The organism is Caulobacter sp. GW821-FHT10E02, from assembly GCF_059415225.1.
In genome coordinates this window covers 246,918-268,760 of the sequence record NZ_JBWKMV010000003.1, presented here as the reverse complement: position 1 = coordinate 268,760, position 21,843 = coordinate 246,918, and the positions used below count along the sequence as shown (strand labels likewise).

Genomic DNA, 21,843 nt, shown 5'->3' with positions numbered 1-21,843 from the left:
GCGATCGGAAGATAGTTCCGCTCTGGGCGAACAGGGTTCGTCGATAGGAGACGATGGCTTGGGCTGGCTGGCCGACACCCTGGCGGATGAGCGACTGGACGAGGTGGGCGCCGATATCCGGCGGCTCGGCGTCTCGCGTCTCATCTCCGGCTGTCTGGCGGCCGGGATCGTCGGCCTGGGTCTTGGCCCCCTCACCGCCTTCGCCTGGCTGGCCGGTTTCGTGGTCGCCGAGGGCCTGGCCACGCTGGCCACCCGCAATTTCGGCAAGGGCCGTCCCGCCTCGCGCGGCGACCGCGCCGCGTTCATCCTGGCCTCGATCCCCGTGAATGGCAGCTGGGCCGCGCTGGCGACGCTGCTGTGGCTGCACGGCTCCGACAAGCTGAAGATCGCCGCCGTCGCCATCTGGTGCGGCCAGCTGGTCTTCGCCCAGCAATATCGCCACCAGCCCCTGGCCCTGCTGGTGATCAGCGGCCTGCTGCCGGCGGCCAGCCTGGTCATCTTCCCGTTCTTCCTCATGCCCGGCGACGACATGGCCACCCAGTGCATGCGCTGGTCGCTGGTGCTGCTGATCGCCGTCACCGTCAATGTCGCCCTGCGCAACCGCGCCGCCGCCCAGCGCATGGACGAGCTGACCCGGGGCCTGCGCGACGAGCGCGAGCGCGCCCTGGAAGCCGCCCGCGCCAAGTCGACCTTCATCGCCGTCACCAGCCACGAGCTGCGCACGCCGATGAACGGCCTGCTGGGCATGGCCCACGCCCTGGAGCGCTCGGACCTCAACCCCGCCCAGCGCGAGCAGGTCGCCCTGATGCTGAAGTCGGGCGACAGCCTGATGCAGCTGCTCAACGACGTGCTGGACATGTCGCGCATCGAGGCCGGCCGCGTCGAGCTGGCCCCCGAGGCGGTCGACCCGCGCGTCATCGTCGCCGACGTGGTCGACGCCTGGCGCGACGCGGCGGTGTTCAAGAACCTGTCGCTGTTCGCCGACTTCGGCGCCGAGGTCCCGGCCTGGATCAGCGCCGACCCGCTGCGCATCCGCCAGATCCTGACCAACCTGGTGTCCAACGCCGTCAAGTTCACCACCGCCGGCCATGTCCGCGTCAATGTCGGGGCCGAGCGCGCCGGCGACGCCTGGCTGCTGCGTTTCGCGGTCAGCGACACCGGCCCCGGCGTGCCGGCCGCCGCCGCCGACCGGGTGTTCGACAGCTTCACCCAGGCCGACGAGACCATCTCGCGCAGCCACGGCGGCGCGGGGCTAGGCCTGACCATCTCGCGCGCCCTGGCTCGTCAGCTGGGCGGCGACCTGGAACTGCGCCCGGCCCAGGTCGGCGCCTGTTTCGTGCTCAGCATCCGCGCCGAGGAGACCGTGGCCCCCGAGGCGGCGGCGGAGCCTGAAGAGCAGGACGACGAGAACCTCGACCAGATCCGCGTGCTGATGGCCGAGGACAACGCGGTCAACCAGCTGGTCGTGCGCACCATGCTGGAGCCGACCGGCGTGGCCCTGACCGTCGTCGAGAACGGCGAGGAAGCCCTCAAGGCGATGGCCTCGGGCCGCTACGACTGCGTGCTGATGGACATCAACATGCCGGTGATGGACGGCATCACCGCCCTGGAAGCTATCCGCGAGGGCAAGGCCGGCGACCCGGGCCTGCCCGTCATCGCCCTGACCGCATCGGCCATGGCCGGCGACCGCGAACGCTTCCTCGGCATGGGCTTCGACGACCACCTAGGCAAGCCGGTCAAGCCGATGGACCTGATCACGGCGATCATCCGGGCGGTGAACCCCGAGCCCCCGAACGAGGGACTGCGGGCGGCCTAGCCCATCGTCTCCGCCAGCGCCCGGGCTTCGTCCTCGAAGGCGTTGACCGTATCGACCTTGCGCCAGGTGATCTCGCCCGTATCCCGCGACAGCTGGTTCTCCAGCACCGCCACGTCGGCGTCCGAGGCGTCGTTGACGCGGGCCGCCACGCGCTCGCGCAGCACTTCGGGCGGCGCTTCCAGCCACACGCCCAGGAAGCCGACGTCGCAGCTCTTGGCCAGGGCCTCGGCGCGGGCGCGCTCGTCGGGTTTCAGGAACACCGCGTCCAGCACCACCGAACGGCGAGCCTTCAGGCAGAGCTCGGCGTCATGGAACAGCTGGTCATAGACCTTGGCGCTCATCTCCGGCGTATAGGCCTCGCGCGGCAGGCGCTCCAGCGACGCCGCGCCCCACAGGCGCTTGCGGATCTCATCGGTGCGCAGGACCACCGCGCCGGGGGCCGAGCCCAGGCCGGGCGCGCAGACCCGCGAGAAGGTCGACTTGCCCGAGCCCGACAGGCCGCCGGCCGCCACCAGGCTGACCGGCTTGGGGGCCAGGTGCTCCAGGGCGGTGTTGAGATAGGCCCGCGCGGCCTCGTCATCGCCGGTATAGGCCCAGACGTGGGTGCGCACGGCGGCGCGGACGGACAGCATCAGCGGCAGGGCCGCCAGGCCGGTCCACAGCCCCTCTCCGAACGTGCGGGCGGCCTCGTCCAGATAGGCGTTCAGCACCCGGCCGGCGGCGTCGCGACGACGGCGGAAGTCCAGGTCCATCAGCAGGAAGGCCAGGTCGTACTGCACGTCGATGTCCGACAGGGTGTCGTTGAACTCGATGCAGTCGAACAGGATCGGCTGACCGTTCTCGATCAGGATGTTCCCCAGGTGCAGGTCGCCATGGCAGTGACGGGCGAAGCCGTCCTTGGCGCGGCCGTCCAGCAGCGGGCCTAGGCGCTCCAGCGCGATATCAGTCTCATGCACCAGGCGCTCGACCGCCTGCTTGCCCAGCCGCGCCGACAGGCCCCGCAGCAGGTTGGCGTTCGAACGGATCGTGTAGCCCAGGGCCGAGACGCCGCCGCCTTGCGGACGCAGGGACGAGCCGGCGTGGAAGCGCGCCACGGTGCGGCCCAGCGAATCCTCCAGCGCGTCGTCGATCGCCCACGGCTGAGTGGCCAGCACGCCGTTCTGGTCGAAGCGGCGCATCTCCAGCAGGTACTCGACGATCTCGCCATCGCCGTCGATCTCCAGGCCGCCGTCGGCGGTGCGGTTCAGCTGGCGAACCTCGCGATAGATGTCCGGCGCGGCGGCGCGGTTGAAGGAGAGCTCGCGCTCCAGCGCCCAGCGGCGCAGCTCCAGCGTCGAATAGTCCAGGAAACCGAAGTCGACCGGGCGCTTCACCTTGAAGGCCGAGTCGCCGAGCAGGAACACACGGGCGCACGAGGTCTCGATCGTGTTTTCCGACCGTTCTTCAAACCAGGCGGCCACTTCCTGCTCGCGCGCGGCTTCCGCGTCCTTGATCACGCTTAGCGTCCCATCTTTCCGCGCCTCGAAAACGGCGTCCGGGCTGCATAACCGAAACGTGCGTCCACGTCCTCTCGCGTAGGCCTTGCCGGACTCTAAATTTCGCGGTTAGATTGTATCGTAGTCATTGATTGCGAGTGTCATATGCTGGTCGGCGCGGGACTGAAACGATCCGGGCACAAGCGCGAGGAGATCCTCGCCTCGGCCAGGTCGCTGTTCTTGAAGGAAGGCTACGCCGACACCGGCATGGAGGTCGTCGCCCGCGCGGCCGGCGTCTCGACCGCGACGCTGTACGCCTATTTCCCCAGCAAGGCCGACCTGTTCAAGGCGATCGTGCTGGAGACGGTCAGCAGCGTCGGCGCCCCGGTTCGCGAGGCCGTCCGCGTCAAGGGCGACGCCCGCGCCCGCCTGACCGCCCTGGCCATCGCTTACGCCACCTTCCTCTCGCGCTCCGACACCCGGGCCATGTTCCGCATGGTCACGGCCGAACGCCGCCGCTTCGAGGATGTCGCCGAATATTTCCTGCAGAGCGCCCGCGACGAACTGGGCGGGGCGGCGATCTCGGTGATCAACGACCTGGCCAAGGCCGGCGAACTCAAGGTCGAGAAAGCCTCCTGGGCCGCCGGCCAGCTGATGGGCATGCTCGACCACGTCACCCTGGTCCTGGGCCTGGCCGCCGGCGACGAGGTGCTGTCGCGTCGGCCGGTCAAGGCGCTAGCCGAGGACGCGGTGGAGACGTTTCTGGCGCGGTACGGGGTGAGAAATCCAATATCTGGATAGGGGGCGGAAGATGGGGGCGATCCTTAAAGGTCGTATGCTCGACGTGCTCGTCGCGCTGATCTTGGGCTGGATTTTCACGGTCGGGATCGTTGTCGCCGTCAACGATACCTACGATCGCGCTGGACCTTCCCAACAACGAAACGCGCCGCATTCCGCGAATGTGCTGCTTCGCCACGGATTGACGACGCCAGATTGGAGGGTCAAGCCGGGCTTCGAAGCGCAGGTCGCCTGGTTCAAGCCCGCCCATCAGGGCTGGCTGGCGGCCATCTCGGGCAAGAAGGTCCGGATCTGGATCAAGGAAGCGGCCTTCGATCCAGACCGCATCACTAATTTCCAGGCCCAGGCGGGGCGCTCCATCTTGCTGGTCAACTCGGTGGATGAGACCCAGAGTATTTCCGGCGGGATCAGCGGCCCCATCGGAGTCGGCTGCGGCTTGGGGCGCTTTTCGGGCCAACCCCTGAGCGACGGAGACGTCGCGGATCACCCCTGCACCGGCCCGTATGCCACGGCTTCGGGCGTCACGCGGGTCGCGAATGTCGCGATCGTGAGTTGGAAGCCAGGCGACCTGGGCGCCCCGTCCTGCTTTGGGACCTATCTCGGCTCGAACGAGGAAAGCTATCACCGATGTGTCGAGGACGCCGTTCGAAAGGGCATTGGCGAAGCGCTCTCAGTCGTCGATCCATCGGGAAAACCGTACGACGCCGTCATCCTCCCATCCATCGGAACAGGAACCGGACCACTCGAGAAGGAGCGGCTTTATGAGATCTTTTTCGAAGTTCTCTTGAACAAGCTCGGCGGCTCGGGATCGAGCACAATTCCTCAGGACATATATCTGCAAGTCTGGTCCGGTGACGCACCGCACTCATTCGCTTCGGTGATCAATGGAGTCAAAAGTGGAGCGGCGACAGCCGTCTCGACCTGGACCGGATCGCCGCGAACCAACGCCTTCGCCGGTATGCGATTGGCCGGGGTCGCGGGCGGCATCGGCATTCTGATGATTGCGTTCAGCACCTCTCGCCAACTGACCCTGCGCTGGCCCAAGATCCACATGCTGATGCACGCTGATGCGCCGCTGATCCTTCTGGCCCTACTGCTGATCAGCTACGGGCTGGCCGACGGTCTCGCCCGCCTCCTTCCGTCGGTGGGCCGGTATGATGCGCCGCTTCAGCTCGCCCTCGGCTTCGTCACAGCGCTGCTCGGCGCGCCCTTGGCCCGAGCCCTGAAACAGGCGGACGAGGCGATGCGCGCCGAATCCGAGAAGACGGAGACCTGAAGTCAGACCGGAGCCCCCTCACTTCACCTTGTAGGCCAGCTTGACGGTGAAGTTCGATTTCGTGGCCATGGCCCCGCGGGTCTTGAGGCGGACGTGGGTGACCGAGGTCTGGGTCGCCGCCGTCGGGGCGAAGGTCCAGGTCGTGCCGTTGTCGGACGAGAACTCGACGTCGTCGGACGTGCTGGTCCCCGAGACGTAGCTGAACGCCAGGCCCGAAGCGGGGCTGCCTTCGGTGAAGGCGGCGAAGGCGCTTGTCGTGCCGTCACCATCCAGGGCGACCGTGGTGTTGGGCGGGGTGGCGACCACGACGGCCACGGCGTTGCTGTCCTGAGCGGCGATGTCGGGATTGCCGACCGTCACGGTCATGCGGCGCTTGGCGCCGGGGATGGACTTGGGGTTCGAGGTCCCGTTCTGGTCGTCCCAGGTGGTGGTGGCGACGGTCGAGATGGTCGGCGCCACGCCGCCGATCGTCAGGGTGACGGTGACGTCGGTGTTGACGTTCCCCGTCTCGGTCTTGCCGATGATGCAGACGCCAATGCTGATGCCCGTGCAGATGCTCCACTCCCACTTCACCCTGAACGTCCCGGTGTAGACACCGGGCAGGGGCGCGACCGTGGGCGTGATCAGGCGGGGCTTGACGTAGATCGGAAGACTGGTCGGCGCGGTGCCCGCCAGGCCCAGCACATCCGTCGCCCCGTTGACGTAGTAGGCCGTCGTTCCCGACAGCTGCGGCGCGCCGGACGAGGTCGCGGCCAGCTTGAAGTCGACGGTGTTGGTCAAGTTGGTGTGGGTCAGCTTGTAGGTCGTATTGCTGATCGTCGCCCTGATGAAGTTGGAGCCCAACACGGTCAGGACCGGGCTGCCCGTCGGGCAGCCGAAGCCGCCGGGAATGCTGGCATAGGGGACCACGTCGCCGAACACGGCGTTGGGCGACTGGTCGGGGAGCGTCCCCGAGGATGTCGCCGACGCGCCGCACGAGGCCGCCGACGCGCCGGTCGCGGCGAACAGCAGCACGAACGCCGCCGCCAGGAATGTGAAGATCGGGCCCAGCCGCATCGAGGAACCTTCGGATTTCGCCGGAAATCCTAGGTCGCGGCGGTTAATCGCACTTCAAGGATGTTCGTCCCGCGAGCGCTCAACCCATAGACTTTAGTCTAGGGAAACAGCCTTTTCGTGGTCCAGCCGGCTTCGACGCGGTCGAACACCAGCCGCTCGTGCAGGCGGAACGGGCGGTCGCGCCAGAATTCGAGGGTGACCGGGACGATGCGGTAGCCGGACCAGTGCGGCGGGCGCGGCACCTTGCCCAGACCGAACTTCAGGCCCATCTCGGCGACCCGCTTCTCCAGGGCCAGGCGGTCGGGCAGCGGCCGCGACTGGTCGCTGGCCCAGGCGCCGATCTGGCTGGCGCGGGCGCGGCTGGCGAAATAGGCGTCGGCCTCGGCCTCGGTGGTCGGCTCTACCGTGCCCCGGATCCGCACCTGGCGGCGCAGGGACTTCCAGTGGAACAGCAGGGCCGCCTTGGGGTGGCCGTTCAGCTCCACGCCCTTGGCGCTGTGGGTGTTGGTGTAGAAGACGAAGCCGCGCGCGTCGAAGTCCTTCAGCAGCACCATCCGCGAGTCCGGCATGCCGTCGGCGTCGACGGTCGAGACGGTCATGGCGTTGGGGTCGTTGGGCTCCTTCTTGCCTGCCTCTTCCAGCCACTCGGCGAACAGGGCGAACGGGTCCTCTTCCGACAGCAGGGTCGGCGGGACCGCCTCGGTCACCTGGCGGACATAGTCGTCCTCGCTGGGCGAGGCGGGGATCAGGGTCGGGTCGGCGCTCATAGGTATGGGATATAGGCTGGTCAGGGGCGCGGGGCCACTCGGGGCGATCCCCTAAAGTCTTAACTTAACCCGTCGTTGACCATCCGGCGCCAGGGTCGGACCATGACGACCCGTACGCTCGCCCTGACGCTTTCGGCTGCCCGCGCCCTGCTCGGCGTCGGTCCGAACGCGGACGAGCGCGAGCTGCGCACCGCCTATCGCGAGGCGGCCAAGCGGGCCCACCCCGACCGTCCGACCGGCGACGCGGCCCTGTTCCGTGACGTGCTGGCCGCCTATCGCCTGCTGCAGGACACGCCGGTCGTGCAGCACAATTTCCCGCCGGCGGTGGCGCAGGCCGTGCCGATCGCCGACCGCGTGTTCCTTGAGATCGACATCGCCACGGCCGTGAACGGCGGCGCCGAGGAACTAGCCATCGACGGCCGCCGCCTGCGGCTGAAGCTGCCCGCCGGCCTGCGCGACGGCGACAAGGTCCGGGTCGAGGGCGTGACCTTCGAGGTCCGCCTGCGGGCCCAGGACGGCGCCCTGGTGCGCGGCGACGACATCTGGCTGACCGGCAAGGTCGATCCGCGCGTGCTGTCCGAAGGTGGGCGCGTCGACGCCGACACCCCGCTGGGGCCTCGGCCCGCTTGGATCTCGACCAAGGCGGCCGCGCGCGGGCTGGTGCGGTTGCCGGGTCAGGGTCTGCCGGCCCGGGCGAACCACAAGGCGGGGGATCTGTTCCTGCGCCTGGAGGCGGCTGAAGCGAGTGGCGAGAGCCCGGCGCGGTCGCTGCTGAAGCGGTTCGCCGCAGCCTGGGCGGCTTAAAGATGCTCCCCCGTGACACGGGGGAGCTGTCGCGGAGCGACTGAGGGGGCCAACGCGGCCTCGATCCAGCTAGCCCCCTCCGGCCCTCCGGGCCACCTCCCCCGCATCGCGGGGGAGGATCGCATTAAGTCGCGCGCGATCTTTTTTCGCACAAACCTCTTGCAATTAAATTGTGCACGATTAAATCGCTCACATCATTCCAAGCCAAGGAGGCACCCATGACCACGCTCTACACCACCCGCGCCACCGTCGTTGGCGGCCGTGACGGCCACGCTCGTAGCGAAGACGGCCTGCTGGACGTCCAGCTGTCGATGCCCAAGGCCCTGGGCGGCAAGGAGACCGGCACGAACCCCGAGCAGCTGTTCGCCGCCGGCTACGCCGCGTGCTTCCAAAGCGCCATGGCCCACGTCGCCCGCACGCAGAAGATCGCCCTCACCGGCTCGACCGTGACCGGCCAGGTCGGCCTCGCCACGCAGGAAGTCGGCTTCCGCCTGGAAGTCGCGCTGGAAGTCGAAACCCAGGGCCTCAGCCAAGCCGACGCCGAGGCGCTGGTTGCGACCGCCCACCAAGTCTGCCCCTATTCGAACGCCACGCGCGGCAATGTCGACGTGGCCATCACCGTGAAGGCGGCCTAAACCCGAACCATCATGAGCCAGAAGAAGCCCGCGTCACCCGACTCACCGATCGAGGCCCTGCGTCTCGACAACCAGCTGTGCTTCGCCCTCTACGGCGCGGCCAACCGGATGACGCGGCTCTACCGGCCCATGCTGGACGCCCTGGGGCTGACCTATCCGCAGTATCTGGCCATGCTGGTGCTGTGGGAGGCCAGTCCCCGGACGGTCGGGGCTCTGGGCGACGCCCTGGATCTCGATTCCAGCACCCTGACCCCGCTGCTCAAGCGGCTGGAGGCCGGCGGCCTCGTGGCCCGTCACCGCGATCCGGAAGACGAGCGGCGGGTCATCGTGGGGCTGACGGACAAGGGCCGGGCGCTGCGCGAGCAGGCCGCCCTTATCCCTGAGAAACTGTTCTGCGCGCTGGACATGCCGCTGGAGACGATGGGCGCGCTGCGCGATCGTCTGAAGACGGTGGCGAGCTAGAAGCGCTTAGGCCTGCGGCGGACGCGGCGGCTGCGCGGCCTGCTGGCGAGCGCGGATGGCGGCGTGGTCGGCGTCGCTGGTCTGGCGCAGGGCCCGCAGGTCCTCGCTGATCCGGAAGATGGCGACGTAGAACTCGCAGAAGGCGCGCCACAGCAGCACCAGGGCGCCGGCGACCAGCAGGCCCGCGATCAGCACCGGGAAGGCCAGCAGCAGCGAGCTGATGCCCGGCTCCTTCAGGGCCAGGCCGACGGCGGCGCCGGCGACCGAAAAGCCGAACAGGGCCACGACGCCCAGGCCAGCCCAGTAGATGAAGTGAATCACCGGCCCGGTGACCAGGCGGTCGAACGTCAGCAAATCCCACAGCAGCGAGTTGGACTTGGTCTTTTTGGCCGGAGGCATACGGAACCCCAAATCGGCGGAAAACGCCCCTTTGTGAAGGCATCGCTATCAGTGACGAGCCCGCTCGGCAATGCCGGGCGGGCTCGCAGTGTCATCAGCCTTGGAAGCCGAGCGGTTACTGCGGCTTGGCGCCGGCGACCGTGGCGTCGATCTGAGCCTTGGTGGCCGTGGTCGAGACGCTGCCGTCCGCGCCCGCGCTCAGGCTGTTGCCCGGCAGGGCGAACTTCACGCCGCCATTGGTGACGATGACGTTGGTCGAACCGTCCGCGCCGGTGCTGGTGCCGGTGATCTGGCCGACCGAGACGCCGGCGGCGTCCTTCACGGCCGAACCGACCTTGAAGCTGGCCACGCTGGCCGAGGTCGGCGTGCCCGCCGCGTCAGCCGGATTGGCCGAAGGCGGGGTGGTGGTCTGGGTCGTGGTCGAAGCCGACGGCGTCATGGTCGTCGTCGTGCTTTGGGTCGGCGTGGTCGTCGTCGTCGACTGAGTCGGCGCGGCGGTCGAAGCGGCCGGCGGCATGGCGCCGGTGGTCGGCGCGGCCGGGGTAGTGGTGGTCGTGGTGCTCTGGGCAAAAGCGGCGCCGGCGAACGTCAGGGTCGCGGCGGCGGCGAGCAGGGCGATCTTGTTGGTCATGTTCACTCTCCGTCGAAGGGCCCCTCCCTTGCCGAAAACAACGTGACCTTGCGGACACGGTTCCGTCGGAGAGTCGACGTGGCGCTCTACCGGCGCGCGTCGTGCGCCATCAGGAGGGCGCCGATATAGGCCTCCATCAGCCGCACCAGCTCGTCCTCCAGCCGCTCCGGGTCGAGCGCCAGATCGGTCTCGATGGTCGCTGCGCGCAGCAGGCCGATGACCGCGTGGGTGAGGACGAAGCCGGCCTCGGGCGACAGGGGAAAGCCGAAAGCCGTCTTGCCGGCGATGGTGTCGAAGAAGATCAGGTGATGGCGCATCACCACGTCGTCCTCGCCTTGCTGGGTCAGGGCGTCCAGCAGGGCGCGGCGGGTGGCGGGCGCGCCTTCGAAGGCCGTCGCCAGGGTGCGGACGATCAGGCGCACCGCGCCGATCTCCGGCCCGGCCATGACGATTTCGGCGATGCGGTCGCGGGCGGCGGCGGCCCGGCGCTGGGCCAGAGCGGCCAGGATCGCCTGCTTGCCGGCGAAGTACTGATAGAGCGTGCCGACGCTGACCCCGGCTCGCTCGGCGATGTGGTTGGTGGTCAGGGCCTCGACGCCATCGGCCTCGAGAAGTTGAAAGGCCGCCTCCAGAATCGCGTCCACGGTCGCTTCGGAGCGCGGCTGGCGCGGCGTTCGCCTCGTCTTTTCAGTCACTTGCGGCTGAGCCTCTCAAGATGCGGGCAAGGCGAGTAGCGCCGGGATCGTGAGGGCCTAACCTAGAACCCAACAGTAGGATCCGTCTCGGTTCCGCTACGCCAGGAGTTCCCATGAACGCCGCCCCCGAAAAGGTCCGGGCCAAGGTCGCGTCGCAGAAGACCGCCCTGCCCGCGCTCTATGGCGACGTCGATTTCGACAGCACGCCCGAGCGCTTCACCGACGACCCGAAGGTCAGCGTCGCCCCGCGCCTGCGCAATCTCGATCGGGACAAGGTCGCGCTGATCAAGGCCTACACCATGCTGGGCGACGTGGTGGCCGACGCCTATGCGGCGTTGATGCCGAAATACGGCTTCCGGCCGCTGATCCAGATGCTGACCAAGGCCTGCGACGACGGGATCACCGCCGTGGCCGACGCGCCGCCGGAGCTGGCCGCCTTCATCGCCGACATGGAGGCCACGCCCGCCTGGGTCGACATGGACCTGGTGCGCGAGGGCCAACGGCTGGATCGCAACGCCGCCGCCAATCTGGGCCCATTCGCCATCCGGGGCGCGTTCATCGCCACCTTCATGAACAAGTACGCCGCCCTGCCGATGGCCCTGACCGGGACCCTGTCGAACGACACCGCCGCCCGACGGGTCAACGAGACGGCGACCTTCTTCACCACCACCCTGCTGCCCGGCTCGCTGGAGCGGCATGGGGCCGGGTTCAAGGCCGCGGCCATGGTGCGGCTGATGCACTCGATGGTGCGGTTCAACGCTCTCAAGCGCTCGGACAACTGGGACGTCGGCGTCTATGGGATCCCGATCCCGCAGGTCGACCAGATGCCCGCCGGCCTGATCCCGATCTTCCTGATGAGCTACAAGATCGTCGCCCAGGGCCGGAAGACCTTCACCGCCGACGAGCGCGCCCGGGTCGAGCTGGCCCGCTACCGCTGCTTCCTGCTGGGCCTGCCCGAGGACCTGCTGGCCGACACCCCGCAGGGGGTCGTGGACACCATGAACGCCCGCTCGGGCACGCTACGCGCCGGCTTCGACGACGCCACTTGCGGCGAGCTGGTCCGGGCCACGCTGGACGCCTACCTGCCGCCCGACGAGAGCCCGGAGAACAAGCTGTTCGACAAGGTCGAGCGCCGGTTCTCCAAGGTGTTCTTCCTGCGCAACTTCCTGAACGGCGACGTGGCGGCGGCCAGGAAGATGGGCGTCGAGATCGGCCCGAGGGACTTCATGATGTTCGGCCTGGTGGCCCTGCTGGTGACCAGCCAACTGATGGCCTACCGCCTGGCGCGGAACGTGCCGGGGGTGAGCGACCTGGCTGATCGGAGGCTGGTGGGAAAGCTGAAGAAGCAGCTCGCGCGATATGGCCATGCGGAGTTCACGTCGGATGCAGAGGAGTACCGGCCGGCGGGTAGGCCCGTGACGGCCTAACCCAACAAAACTTGTCATCCCGGCCGCAGCGAAGCGGAGAGCCGGGACCCAGGGGGGACCGCACTGCGCTTGGCCCCTGGGTCCCGGACAGCCTCTGCGAGGCTTCCGGGATGACAAGAATTGGGAGGAGCGGGTTTCTCTAGAAGTCCAGCTCCATCCGCGCCCCGGCGACCCGCGCCGTATAGTCCCGATCTCCATTCGGCAGCGGCGTGGCGTCCCGATACGCCAACACCCCGCCGTTGACGTTGAACCGCAGGTACTCGACCGGCTGCCAGATCAGCGCCGCCAGCCAGGCGTCCTGCTGGCCGCCGACCACACCTCGGTCGTTGAGGTCGAGATAGTCGTAGCGGATGTTCAGCTGCAGCGCCCCGACGCCGCCCGCGCCCAAGGGCGTCTTGGGCTTGGCGCGGTCGAAGATGCCGCTCTTGTAGCCGCGCGTGTCGTCGGTGAGGAAATAGCCGACCTCCGCATAGCCGCCGAAGAACCGCGCGCCTGGTCCCGTCTTCAGCGTGCTCTCCAGCCAGTGGGTCTCGGCCACGCCGTGCCAGCGGCCGCGCACGAAGGCGGCTTCGACGCCGTAGTGGGTCTCTTCCCGCACGGGCAAGGCGGCCGTGCCGATCAGGCGGCTGTTGGTCGTGTGCAGATAGGGCCGCTGGCGATAGCGCGTCGCGGTGTCGCCCACGCGCTTCAAGTTCCGCCAGTGGGCCGAGCCGCCGAAGTGCAGCTGGGTCTTGCCGACCTTCGGCGCATAGACCACCCGGCCGTCGAGACCGTAGCTGTTGTTCTCGTCGCCGCCGGCAGGGCCGTCGCTGGCGTTGGACAGGGCGGTGACGTCGTCGGCGAACAGGCCCGCCTGCAGCACCCACGCGCCCTTCTCGTACTGGGCCGAGACGCCCAGACGCCGCTCGAAGGCGAAGGCGTCGGTGAAGGCGGCCCGCTCCATGAACGAGCCGGAGGTGTCGCCGGTCAGCTCGTCCAGCGACTGGAACTGGTTCTGGTTGCCCAGGGCCAGCAGCCACGGTCCGGTCTTGTAGGTGACGAAGGTGTCGACCAGATCGACGACGTTGTCGGAGAGCTCCAGCTCCAGCTTGTAGCCGATGCCCGCGCCCAGGCTCCCCTCACCGCCCAGGCGGATGCGGCGCACCTCGGCGGCGTAGCCCAGGCCCCGGTCGCCCAGAGCGCGCGGCGCGTCGATCTGACCGATGTCGGTCTGGATGCGGCCCTTGGCCTTGAAGCTGCGCCCGCCGCTGGCCGAGATCACCGGCGAGCCCTTCCAGGTGATCTCGCTGGTCGCGGGCTTGGCGGACGCCGGAGCGGTCGGCGGCGGCGGCGCGGAGACGGTGTTCAGCCGCCCCTCCATCCGCTGCAGCTGCGCGCGCAGGGTCGCGATCTCGGCGCGCAGGGCGGCGACATCGTCGGGGCTTAATGTCTCTTGGGCGAAGACGGGGGAAGCAAGCAGGCAGGCGCCCGCCGCGCCGAGCGCGACGAGGGTCGTGATCTTGGGATGCAAAACAGCACCATGGGAAAGAGCACCTGCGCCCTCTCCATGCGACAAATCGATTACGATTTTAAGACTGCCGCAGCCGGTGCGACCTTTAGACCATCCCCACCGTCTTCAGACGGGCGCGGGGGTGGATCTCGTTCTGGCTCATCACCACGGTCTGACCGCGGAAGCGCTCGATGATCGAGCGGACATAGGGGCGCACGCCCGGGCTGGTCAGCAGCACGGCGGCCTCGCCGGCCAGGGCGGCGCGTTCGAAGGCGTCGCGGACGCCGCGGATGAAGTCCTGCAGGCGCGAGGGCGGCAGGGCCAGCTGCTTGTCGTCGCCGGGGCCGATCAGGGCTTCGGCGAAGGCCTGCTCCCAGTCGGCCGACAGGGTGATGATCGGCAGGGCGCCGTCGTCGCCGCGGTTGGCCCAGCACAGCTGACGGGCCAGGCGGGCGCGGACCTGTTCGACCAGCTGGGTGACCGAGCTGGTGTGCGGGGCGGCCTCGCCGATGCCTTCCAGGATCTGCGGCAGGTCGCGGATCGAGACCCGCTCGCGCAGCAGCGACTGCAGCACGCGCTGGACCGTGGTGGCCGTGGCGGTGCCCGGGATCAGGTCGGCGACCAGTTTCTGCTGCGCTTCCGGCAGCTCCTTCAGGAGCTTCTGGACCTCGGAGTAGGAGAGCAGGTCGGCCATGTTCTCCTTGAGGATCTCGGTCAGGTGCGTGGTCAGCACCGTGGCCGGATCGACGACCGTATAGCCTCGGAAGGTGGCTTCCTCGCGCAGGTCGTCGGCGATCCAGGTGGCCGGCAGGCCGAAGGCGGGCTCACGCACGTGCTCGCCGGGCAACTCGACCTGGCCGCCGCGCGGGTCCATGGCCATCAGGTTGCCCAGGCGCACTTCGCCGGCCCCGGCTTCCATTTCCTTGATGCGGATGGCGTAGCCCTGGTTGGCCAAGCGCATGTTGTCGAGGATCCGCACGGGCGGCATGACGAAGCCGAACTCGCCGGCCAGGGTCTTGCGCAGGGCGCGGATCTGGTCGGTCAGCTTGCGGCCGTCCAGGTCGTTGATCAGGGTCAGCAGGCCGTAGCCCAGCTCGATCTTGACGTCGTCGATGGCCAGCGAGGCGCTGATCGGCTCTTCCTCGGCTTCGGTCGGCCCAGAGGCCTGTTCGAGCAGGGATGGATCGATCGGCTTGGGCTTCTTGGCGTCCTGGATGCGCTTGTAGGCCAGGGCCCCGGCGCCCAGCGACAGGGCCGCGAACGGGATGATCGGCATGCCCGGGATCAGGGCGATGATGCCGGCCGAGGCCGAGACCATGCCCAGGCCCGCCGGGTTCATGCCCAGCTGGGTCATCAGGGCCTTGTCGGCCGAGCCTTCGACGCCGGCCTTCGACACCACCATACCGGCGGCGATCGAGATGATCAGGGCCGGGATCTGGCTGACCAGGCCGTCGCCGATGGTCATGATGGTGTAGGACGCGGCGGCGTCGCCGATCGGGATCTTGTGCTGCACGACACCGATGATGATGCCGCCGACGATGTTGATGCCGGTGATGATCAGACCGGCGATCGCGTCGCCCTTCACGAACTTGCTGGCGCCGTCCATGGCCCCGAAGAACGTGCTTTCCTGTTCCAGCTCCTTGCGGCGCAGCTTGGCCTGCTCCTGGTCGATCAGGCCGGTCGACAGGTCGGCGTCGATGGCCATCTGCTTGCCGGGCATGGAGTCCAGGGTGAAGCGGGCGGCGACTTCGGCGATCCGGCCCGAACCCTTGGTGACGACCATGAAGTTCACCACCACCAGGATGATGAAGATGATCACCCCGATGACGAAGTTGCCCTGCATCATCAGGTGACCGAAGGCCTCGATGACCGCGCCGGCCCCGCCGGTGCCTTCCTGGCCGTGGCCGAGGATCAGGCGGGTCGAGGCGACGTTCAGGCCCAGGCGATACAGGGTCGCGACCAGCAGGACGGTCGGGAACGAGGTGAATTCCAGCGGCCGCTTGATCAGCACCGCCGTCATCAGGATCAGCACCGAGCCGGTCAGCGAAATGGCCAGCAGCAGGTCCAGCAGGACCGGCGGAACCGGCAGGATCAGCAGGACGATGATGCCCACGACGCCCAGGGCCAGGCCCATTTCGCCGCGCAGGAAACCATCCAGCAGCGAACGGGCGCTGGGGACGGATCGAGCGGCGGTCGGGGCGGCGGCGTCGGCCATGCTGAACCTTGAACCGTTGATGGATAAGCTAGACCAGCGCTTGGAGCGATTTGCGGTCCGCCGCCATCTCCTTAACCAAAATTAGCCATGTTCGGCGCCGGACGGATGGTCGCGGCGCCGAGCCATGGAGTCGCACCTAGGCGGCGGCGCCCACGCCACCTTGCGGCGGCGGAACGGGGACGCCGGCGTCGCCATATTCCTTCAGCTTGTTGCGCAGCGTGCGGATCGAGATGCCGAGGATGTTGGCGGCGTGCGTACGGTTGCCCAAGCAATGCTCCAGCGTGTCGATGATCAGCTTCTGTTCGACCTCGGCGACGGTCGAGCCGACGAAGGTGCGCGAGACGGCGTCGGCGGCCATCGAGGCGCCGCGGGCGACCGCGACGTCCGGGGCGGGCGCCAGTTGCTGGCCGTCCGGCAGGCGGATGGCGAACTCCTCGATCTCCGGACCGGTCGACAGCAGCACCGCGCGGTGCATGGCGTTCTCCAGCTCGCGGACGTTGCCCGGCCAGCGGTGGGCGATCAGGCGGCGCTTGGCCTCGGCCGAGATCGGCTTTTCCGGCACGGCGTTGGCGGCCGAGTACTTCTTCACGAAGAACTCGCACAGGCTGAGCACGTCGCCCGGGCGCTCGCGCAGCGGCGGCAGGCGCAGGTTCACGACGTTCAGGCGGTAGAGCAGGTCTTCGCGGAAGACGCCGTCCTTTACCGACTGGGCCAGGTCGCGGTTCGACGTGGCCAGGATGCGGATATTGACCTTCACCGGCTTGGAGCCGCCGACGCGGTCGATCTCGCGCTCCTGGATGGCGCGCAGCAGCTTGGCCTGCAGGCGCACGTCCATTTCGCTGATTTCGTCCAGCAGCAGGGTGCCGCCGTCGGCTTCCTCGAACTTGCCGATGCGGCGGGCCATGGCGCCGGTGAAGGCGCCCTTCTCGTGGCCGAACAGCTCGCTTTCCAGCAGGTTCTCGGGGATGGCCGCGCAGTTGACCGAGATGAACGGCGCCTTGGCCCGGCGCGACTTGCCGTGGACGTAGCGGGCCATGACCTCCTTACCCGAACCGCTTTCGCCGGTGATCAGGATCGAGGCTTCGGACGGGGCGACCTGGTCGGCCAGCTTCAGCACCGACTCCATGGCCGGGTCGCGGACGACCATCGGCTTTTCGTCGTCGGTGACGGCGGCCAGGACGGCGGCGATCAGCTCGGCGTCCGGCGGCAGCGGGATAAATTCCTTGGCGCCGGCCTTGATGGCGGCGGCCGCGCGGATCGGGTCGGCGTCGACGCCGCACGCCACCACCGGCACCCGCATCCGCTCGGCCTCGTTGGCCGCGATGAAGCTGGCGATGTCGAGCGAGTAGTCGACCATCAGGAGGTCGGCGCCCTGCCCTGCCCGCAGCGCGTTGGTCGCCTGCTCCGTCGTTTCGACGTGCGAGACCTTCGCGCCCGCGTTCATCGCCATTTTCACGGCGACCGAGAGCTGCCCGTTCAGTTTTCCGACGACCAGAAGACGCATTTTCTACACTCCTTCGACCAGGGCCTTAGCCCTGGTCGCCGTCCTTGATGATTTCCGTCATGGTCACGCCCAGGCGTTCGTCGACGACGACGACCTCGCCCCGGGCGACCAGGCGGTTGTTGACATAGATGTCGATCGCCTCGCCGACCTTGCGGTCCAGCTCCAGGATCGAGCCTTGGTTCAGTTGCAGCAGCTGCGCCACGGACATGTGGGCGCGGCCCAGCACGGCCGAGATGTTGACCGGCACGTCGAAGACGGGCGCGAGATCCGACGCCGTCTTGTCGCTGAGCTCGACCGGCATTTCGGAGGCCAGCATGCTGCCTCCGAATTCGTCGAGCGGGAGATTATCTTCGGCCATCTTAGGTCAGCCTTTTCAGGAGAACATGGGTTCAGCGTGGAGGCCTTCGGCGGCGATGGCCGCCTCCAGCGCTTCGGCGACGCGTTGTGCGGCGCCGTCTGGATCGAAGGCCGCGCGGCCGTCGCCCCAGTCGAAAGTAAAGGCCGCGGGGGCCATGGCGCCGTCGGCGCGCGCGACGATCTGGCCCTGGTAGCCGATCTGGGTCGCGACGTTCTCCAGCGCCTGCTGGGTGCGCTCTTCAAGCTCCGGCGAGACCCGGACGAAGATGCGCGGCTGGGCCTCGACCTCGCGGGCCAGGCCCTCGAGGGCCGCCGCGATCGGGGCCTCAGGGAAGTGGGTCAGGGCCGCGTCGGCGATCTTGCGGGCGCAGGCCAGGGCCAGCATGGCCGAGCCTTCGCGGTGCGCATGGGCCACCTCGTTCAGCGAACCGAAGGCCTCGCGGATGGCGTGGGCCACGTCGTTCAGGGCGTGGGCGGCTTCCTGCTCGGCGCGGGCCACGGCCGAGCGCTCGCCGTCCTGGTAGGCCTGGGCCTTGGCCGCCTCGACCTCCTCGATGGTGAAGCTCTTCTTCACCTTCGGCGGGGTGTAGGCGACGCCGCCACGGTCGTCGAAGACCGTGTCGAAGCCAAATCTGCGGTGAGGGGTGTCGTTCATGCCATCCACCTCAGTAGATCAGCTCGTCGTCGCCGCCGCTGCCGGCCAGCATGATCTCGCCCTTGGCGGCCAGGTCCTTGGCGACCTGCACCATGCCCACCTGGGCGGCGTCGACGTCCTTCAGGCGCACGGGGCCCATGCTCTCCATGTCCTCGCGCATGATCTTGGCGGCGCGCTCCGACATGTTCGAGAAGAACATGTCGCGCAGCTTGTCCGAGGCGCCCTTCAGGGCCAGGGCCAGCTGTTCCTTCGGCGTGCCGCGCAGCAGGGTCTGGATGCCGCCCGGGTCCAGCTTCGAAAGGTCCTCGAAGACGAACATCAGCGCGCGGATCCGCTCGGCGGCCTCGCGGTTGCGCTCTTCCAGGGCCGCGATGAAGCGGGCTTCGGTCTGGCGGTCGAAGTTGTTGAAGATTTCGGCCATCATCTCGTGGCTGTCGCGCTTGGACGTGCGCGCCAGGTTCGACATGAATTCGGTGCGCAGGGTCATCTCGATCTTGTCGAGGATCTCGCGCTGCACCGGCTCCATCCGCAGCATGCGGGTGACGCATTCCAGGGCGAAGTCTTCCGGCAGGCAGGCCAGCACGCGGGCGGCGTGGTCGGACTTAACCTTGGACAGCACCACCGCGACGGTCTGCGGGTATTCGTTCTTCAGGTAGTTGGCGAGAACGGCTTCGTTCACGTTGCCCAGCTTGTCCCACATGGTTCGACCCGCCGGACCGCGGATCTCTTCCATCAGGGCGTCGACCTTCTCCTGGGGCATGAACGAGGCCAGCAGGCGCTGGGTCTGTTCGTACGAACCCATGATCGCGCCGGTCGAGCTCATGCCCGAGACGAACTCGACCAGCAGTTCTTCGACGACGCTGGCCGAGACCGTGCCGAGGCCGGCCATGGCCTGGGAGACCTCTTTGATCTCCTCGTCGTCCAGGGCTTCCCAGATTTTCGTGTGGTCTTCACCGAGCGCGAGCAGAACGATCGCGGCCTTTTCCGGCCCCGAGAGGTTCTTGATATCGGTGACGGCGACTTTCATGGCCATCAGGTCGACTCGTGCAGCCAGTTACGGAGGATCGCGACCGATTCTTCCGGATGCTTTTCGACGAACTCGGACACCCGCTTGATCGACGAGGCCTTAACCTGGCCCTCGATCTTGGCGATGTCGATACGCGAGTCGATGTCCGAGGCCGGGCCGGCGATGGCGATCGGCTCACCCGACTGGTCGATGACGACCTGCTGCTGGGTGCCGTCCGACAGGGTGACCAGGCGGGTGACCGGCTGACCGCCGCCCGGACCGGCCAGGACCATCTGGCCCGGCGCGGGGGTCGACAGGTTCTTGATGAACGGGCGGACCGCGAACAGCAGGACCAGCAGGGCCACGACGCCCAGGATGCCCAGTTCCGCGAAGCGCATGATGTCGTTCTTGTCGAAGCCGGCCAGCAGGCCTTGCTTCTCCAGGCCCTGGTCCTCGGGCTGCGGGAACTTGATGTTGGTCACCTTGACCTGGTCGCCGCGCTGGGCGTCGAAGCCCACGGCGGTCTTCACCAGTTCCTCGATCTGGGCGATCTCCTGGGCGGTGCGCGGGGTATAGGCGCCCGGCTTGCCGTCCTTGCCCGGAGGGGCGGTGATGCCGTCGATGGCCACGGCCACGGCGACCTTGCGGATCGTGCCCGGCTCGCGGACGGTCGTGGTGACCGACTTGGAGATCTCGTAGTTGGTGACGCTCTCGTTCTGGTTCGAGCGCGAGCCCACCGGCTGGAAGCCATTGGCGCCGCCCTGGCCGGGAACGTTCGAGGTGGCGGTGACGCCCGAGGTGTCGTCGTTCTTGTTTTCCTGGCTGCCGGCTTCGTTGGTGCTTTCCGAGCGGACGACCTGGCCGTCCGGGTCGAACTTCTCTTCTTGAGTCGTGACGCGGTTCAGGTCGAGGTCGGCGGTGACGTTGACGCGGGCCTTGCCCGGGCCGAGCACGCCTTCGATCATGTCCTTGACGGTCTTGGCGATGCGGGCCTCGGCCTCGGTGCGGCGATCCTCGGCTTCCTTGCCGGCCAGGCTGTCGTCCGACGGGGCCGACAGGGTCTTGCCGTGCTGGTCGATGACCGCGACCTTCTCGGCCTTCATGTTCGGGACCGACGACGAGACCAGGTTCTGGATGGCGCGGACCATTTCCGACGCGGGCTCGCGGGCGCCGACGCCGATGGTCACGGCGGCCGACGGTTGCTCGGCGTCTTCCTCGAACAGCTGGCGCTTGGGCAGCACCAGGTGGACGCGGACGCTGTTGACGCCCTGCATGGCCTTGATGGTGCGTTCCAGCTCGCCCTGCAGGGCGCGTTGACGGTTCAGTTGCTGGACGAAGTCGGTCTGACCCAGCGCGTTGTTGCCGTCGAAGATTTCGTAGCCGATCGAGCCCGAGCTCACGAGGCCCTTGCCGGCGACCATCAGACGGGCGCTGGCGACCTTGTCGCGCGCCACCATGATCGTCGAGCCGTCGCCCTTGGTCTCGTACTTGATGCCGGCCTGGTCCAGCGCCTGGGTGACGCTGGAGGCTTCCTTCAGGTCCAGGTTGGAATACAGCAGCTCATTGGGCTCCTTGCCCATGAACATGACGAGGGCCACCAGGACCGCGACGACGCCGGCGCCAACGCCCAGCATCGCGGCCAGACGGCCGACGCCAAACTGCTTGATTGAACCCAGAAAGCTTTCCACGAAGCCTCACCCTTGATCCCACAGCCCTCCGCGAAGGAGGGACCGACAAGCGAACGAGAACCGCCCGTCGGTAGGCAAGATTTACCCGGTACAAGGTAAACGAGGCGTTTATATTTGGCCCGTGGAGGCCCTTCCCGTGGCGCCAAAACGTCGCGGCCGCCCCCTTTCGGGAGCGGCCGCTGAACGTCTTCGAACCCTTGTGGCGCAAGGCCCGCGGGGTTTTCAGGAGCGGTAGGGGGTGGTCACATTAACGCACCCCTCGCCACTCTTAACGGTACTGCTGGATCCGCGTGGTCCGCAGACCCGCCAGACCGTGCCGGTCGATCGATTGCTGCCAGCTGAGGAACTCATCGTTCGTCAGCTTGTAGCGATCGCAAGCCTCGTCGAGCGAGAGCAGGCCCCCGCGGACGGCGGCCACGACTTCGGCTTTACGACGGATCACCCAACGTTGGGTTTCCGGCGGCGGAAGATCCGACAGGGTAAGAGGCGCACCGGTCGGACCGATAACGTACTTTTCACCCCGGCTGTTCGTGCGCTGCTGTTGCAACATGGCTTTACGCCTTTCCCACAACCATCACTGTTGAGGCCTCACTATAGGCGCCGCCTAATAACAGCGGCTTAATCCCAATAGTAAAAGAGACCTGAACAGAGTGGCTCCTTTAGCAGTCCGTAGTGTCTCGATGTGAAA

At 67.8% G+C, this 21,843-nt stretch carries 21 protein-coding genes and 1 pseudogene; 8 read left to right on the top strand and 14 right to left on the bottom strand.

What is annotated here, in order from left to right:
• The first annotated feature begins 58 nt into the window (after nucleotides 1–58).
• Nucleotides 59–1,816 carry a response regulator gene (locus tag AC07NI_RS16490; RefSeq protein WP_494621032.1) on the top strand — a complete coding sequence of 586 codons (1,758 nt, stop codon included), beginning with the start codon at nucleotides 59–61 and terminating at the stop codon, nucleotides 1,814–1,816.
• On the opposite strand, the gene AC07NI_RS16485 is transcribed toward AC07NI_RS16490, so the two are convergent.
• Entirely contained in the window at nucleotides 1,813–3,312 is a 1,500-nt protein-coding gene (locus AC07NI_RS16485; protein WP_494621030.1) for a bifunctional aminoglycoside phosphotransferase/ATP-binding protein, read from the bottom strand. The two genes, AC07NI_RS16490 and AC07NI_RS16485, sit on opposite strands and share 4 nt — an antisense overlap.
• Nucleotides 3,313–3,456: 144 nt before the next feature.
• On the opposite strand from AC07NI_RS16485, the gene AC07NI_RS16480 reads away from it, so the two are divergent.
• Both AC07NI_RS16480 and AC07NI_RS16475 read left to right on the top strand, forming a co-directional pair.
• Complete coding sequence (locus AC07NI_RS16480) at nucleotides 3,457–4,092, top strand: TetR/AcrR family transcriptional regulator (RefSeq protein ID WP_494621028.1); 636 nt, start codon at nucleotides 3,457–3,459, stop codon at nucleotides 4,090–4,092.
• A gap of 34 nt (nucleotides 4,093–4,126) precedes the next feature.
• Nucleotides 4,127–5,365, top strand: coding sequence for a hypothetical protein (locus AC07NI_RS16475; RefSeq protein WP_494621026.1), 1,239 nt, complete (start codon nucleotides 4,127–4,129; stop codon nucleotides 5,363–5,365).
• An 18-nt stretch (nucleotides 5,366–5,383) separates the two neighbouring features.
• Here AC07NI_RS16475 and AC07NI_RS16470 read toward each other — a convergent pair whose 3' ends face one another.
• Nucleotides 5,384–6,421 (bottom strand): hypothetical protein, encoded by a 1,038-nt coding sequence (locus AC07NI_RS16470; RefSeq protein WP_494621024.1) that lies wholly within the window; start codon nucleotides 6,419–6,421, stop codon nucleotides 5,384–5,386.
• A 98-nt stretch (nucleotides 6,422–6,519) separates the two neighbouring features.
• Nucleotides 6,520–7,188: a pyridoxamine 5'-phosphate oxidase gene (gene pdxH, locus AC07NI_RS16465; RefSeq protein WP_494621022.1), complete on the bottom strand. Its 669-nt coding sequence runs from the start codon at nucleotides 7,186–7,188 to the stop codon at nucleotides 6,520–6,522.
• Nucleotides 7,189–7,290: 102 nt separating this feature from the next.
• On the opposite strand from pdxH, the gene AC07NI_RS16460 reads away from it, so the two are divergent.
• The 3 genes from AC07NI_RS16460 (at nucleotide 7,291) to AC07NI_RS16450 (ending at nucleotide 9,089) form a co-directional block, all read left to right on the top strand.
• Nucleotides 7,291–7,992, top strand: a complete 702-nt coding sequence (locus AC07NI_RS16460) for a DnaJ domain-containing protein (protein WP_494621020.1) — start codon at nucleotides 7,291–7,293, stop codon at nucleotides 7,990–7,992.
• A 218-nt stretch (nucleotides 7,993–8,210) separates the two neighbouring features.
• Nucleotides 8,211–8,627: an organic hydroperoxide resistance protein gene (locus AC07NI_RS16455; RefSeq protein WP_354069796.1), complete on the top strand. Its 417-nt coding sequence runs from the start codon at nucleotides 8,211–8,213 to the stop codon at nucleotides 8,625–8,627.
• A gap of 12 nt (nucleotides 8,628–8,639) precedes the next feature.
• The gene (locus AC07NI_RS16450) at nucleotides 8,640–9,089 is read left to right on the top strand and encodes a MarR family winged helix-turn-helix transcriptional regulator (protein WP_494621018.1); all 450 of its coding nucleotides are present in this window, start codon (nucleotides 8,640–8,642) and stop codon (nucleotides 9,087–9,089) included.
• Between the two features lie 6 nt (nucleotides 9,090–9,095).
• Here AC07NI_RS16450 and AC07NI_RS16445 read toward each other — a convergent pair whose 3' ends face one another.
• From AC07NI_RS16445 to AC07NI_RS16435, 3 genes are all read right to left on the bottom strand, one after another.
• A complete protein-coding gene (locus AC07NI_RS16445; protein ID WP_494621016.1) occupies nucleotides 9,096–9,500 on the bottom strand; it encodes a DUF4282 domain-containing protein in 405 nt (134 codons plus the stop codon).
• A gap of 103 nt (nucleotides 9,501–9,603) precedes the next feature.
• Nucleotides 9,604–10,119: a hypothetical protein gene (locus AC07NI_RS16440; protein ID WP_494621014.1), complete on the bottom strand. Its 516-nt coding sequence runs from the start codon at nucleotides 10,117–10,119 to the stop codon at nucleotides 9,604–9,606.
• Nucleotides 10,120–10,205: 86 nt separating this feature from the next.
• Complete coding sequence (locus tag AC07NI_RS16435) at nucleotides 10,206–10,814, bottom strand: TetR/AcrR family transcriptional regulator (RefSeq protein ID WP_494621012.1); 609 nt, start codon at nucleotides 10,812–10,814, stop codon at nucleotides 10,206–10,208.
• A gap of 113 nt (nucleotides 10,815–10,927) precedes the next feature.
• On the opposite strand from AC07NI_RS16435, the gene AC07NI_RS16430 reads away from it, so the two are divergent.
• Complete coding sequence (locus AC07NI_RS16430; RefSeq protein ID WP_494621010.1) at nucleotides 10,928–12,241, top strand: oxygenase MpaB family protein; 1,314 nt, start codon at nucleotides 10,928–10,930, stop codon at nucleotides 12,239–12,241.
• A gap of 12 nt (nucleotides 12,242–12,253) precedes the next feature.
• Nucleotides 12,254–12,356 (top strand): annotated as a pseudogene (locus tag AC07NI_RS16425) (hypothetical protein); the annotation flags it as partial.
• Between the two features lie 24 nt (nucleotides 12,357–12,380).
• On the opposite strand, the gene AC07NI_RS16420 reads toward AC07NI_RS16425, so the two are convergent.
• From AC07NI_RS16420 to sciP, 8 genes are all read right to left on the bottom strand, one after another.
• A complete protein-coding gene (locus AC07NI_RS16420) occupies nucleotides 12,381–13,796 on the bottom strand; it encodes an OprO/OprP family phosphate-selective porin (protein ID WP_494621008.1) in 1,416 nt (471 codons plus the stop codon).
• A 40-nt stretch (nucleotides 13,797–13,836) separates the two neighbouring features.
• Entirely contained in the window at nucleotides 13,837–15,945 is a 2,109-nt protein-coding gene (gene flhA, locus AC07NI_RS16415; protein ID WP_494621006.1) for a flagellar biosynthesis protein FlhA, read from the bottom strand.
• A 136-nt stretch (nucleotides 15,946–16,081) separates the two neighbouring features.
• On the bottom strand, nucleotides 16,082–17,449 hold the full coding sequence (gene flbD / locus AC07NI_RS16410) for a sigma-54-dependent transcriptional regulator FlbD (RefSeq protein WP_494621004.1): 1,368 nt from the start codon (nucleotides 17,447–17,449) through the stop codon (nucleotides 16,082–16,084).
• Between the two features lie 25 nt (nucleotides 17,450–17,474).
• The gene (gene fliN / locus AC07NI_RS16405; protein WP_223393359.1) at nucleotides 17,475–17,807 is read right to left on the bottom strand and encodes a flagellar motor switch protein FliN; all 333 of its coding nucleotides are present in this window, start codon (nucleotides 17,805–17,807) and stop codon (nucleotides 17,475–17,477) included.
• A 15-nt stretch (nucleotides 17,808–17,822) separates the two neighbouring features.
• Nucleotides 17,823–18,461: a FliH/SctL family protein gene (locus AC07NI_RS16400; protein ID WP_494621002.1), complete on the bottom strand. Its 639-nt coding sequence runs from the start codon at nucleotides 18,459–18,461 to the stop codon at nucleotides 17,823–17,825.
• A gap of 10 nt (nucleotides 18,462–18,471) precedes the next feature.
• A complete protein-coding gene (fliG, locus tag AC07NI_RS16395; RefSeq protein ID WP_494621000.1) occupies nucleotides 18,472–19,494 on the bottom strand; it encodes a flagellar motor switch protein FliG in 1,023 nt (340 codons plus the stop codon).
• Nucleotides 19,494–21,155 (bottom strand): flagellar basal-body MS-ring/collar protein FliF, encoded by a 1,662-nt coding sequence (fliF, locus tag AC07NI_RS16390; RefSeq protein WP_494620998.1) that lies wholly within the window; start codon nucleotides 21,153–21,155, stop codon nucleotides 19,494–19,496. The genes fliG and fliF overlap by 1 nt, the downstream gene beginning before the upstream one ends.
• A gap of 268 nt (nucleotides 21,156–21,423) precedes the next feature.
• Nucleotides 21,424–21,705 carry a CtrA inhibitor SciP gene (sciP, locus tag AC07NI_RS16385; protein ID WP_099580735.1) on the bottom strand — a complete coding sequence of 94 codons (282 nt, stop codon included), beginning with the start codon at nucleotides 21,703–21,705 and terminating at the stop codon, nucleotides 21,424–21,426.
• Nucleotides 21,706–21,843: the final 138 nt, after the last annotated feature.

What these genes read in the sequence shown, in the direction of transcription:
- AC07NI_RS16440 (WP_494621014.1), bottom strand. Translation starts at nt 10,119, where the DNA reads ATGACCAACAAGATCGCCCTGCTCGCCGCCGCCGCGACCCTGACGTTC.
- AC07NI_RS16470 (WP_494621024.1), bottom strand. Translation starts at nt 6,421, where the DNA reads ATGCGGCTGGGCCCGATCTTCACATTCCTGGCGGCGGCGTTCGTGCTG.
- AC07NI_RS16475 (WP_494621026.1), top strand. Translation starts at nt 4,127, where the DNA reads ATGCTCGACGTGCTCGTCGCGCTGATCTTGGGCTGGATTTTCACGGTC.
- fliN (WP_223393359.1), bottom strand. Translation starts at nt 17,807, where the DNA reads ATGGCCGAAGATAATCTCCCGCTCGACGAATTCGGAGGCAGCATGCTG.
- pdxH (WP_494621022.1), bottom strand. Translation starts at nt 7,188, where the DNA reads ATGAGCGCCGACCCGACCCTGATCCCCGCCTCGCCCAGCGAGGACGAC.
- sciP (WP_099580735.1), bottom strand. Translation starts at nt 21,705, where the DNA reads ATGTTGCAACAGCAGCGCACGAACAGCCGGGGTGAAAAGTACGTTATC.
- AC07NI_RS16430 (WP_494621010.1), top strand. Translation starts at nt 10,928, where the DNA reads ATGAACGCCGCCCCCGAAAAGGTCCGGGCCAAGGTCGCGTCGCAGAAG.
- AC07NI_RS16400 (WP_494621002.1), bottom strand. Translation starts at nt 18,461, where the DNA reads ATGAACGACACCCCTCACCGCAGATTTGGCTTCGACACGGTCTTCGAC.
- AC07NI_RS16450 (WP_494621018.1), top strand. Translation starts at nt 8,640, where the DNA reads ATGAGCCAGAAGAAGCCCGCGTCACCCGACTCACCGATCGAGGCCCTG.
- fliG (WP_494621000.1), bottom strand. Translation starts at nt 19,494, where the DNA reads ATGGCCATGAAAGTCGCCGTCACCGATATCAAGAACCTCTCGGGGCCG.
- AC07NI_RS16460 (WP_494621020.1), top strand. Translation starts at nt 7,291, where the DNA reads ATGACGACCCGTACGCTCGCCCTGACGCTTTCGGCTGCCCGCGCCCTG.
- flhA (WP_494621006.1), bottom strand. Translation starts at nt 15,945, where the DNA reads ATGGCCGACGCCGCCGCCCCGACCGCCGCTCGATCCGTCCCCAGCGCC.
- AC07NI_RS16480 (WP_494621028.1), top strand. Translation starts at nt 3,457, where the DNA reads ATGCTGGTCGGCGCGGGACTGAAACGATCCGGGCACAAGCGCGAGGAG.
- flbD (WP_494621004.1), bottom strand. Translation starts at nt 17,449, where the DNA reads ATGCGTCTTCTGGTCGTCGGAAAACTGAACGGGCAGCTCTCGGTCGCC.
- AC07NI_RS16455 (WP_354069796.1), top strand. Translation starts at nt 8,211, where the DNA reads ATGACCACGCTCTACACCACCCGCGCCACCGTCGTTGGCGGCCGTGAC.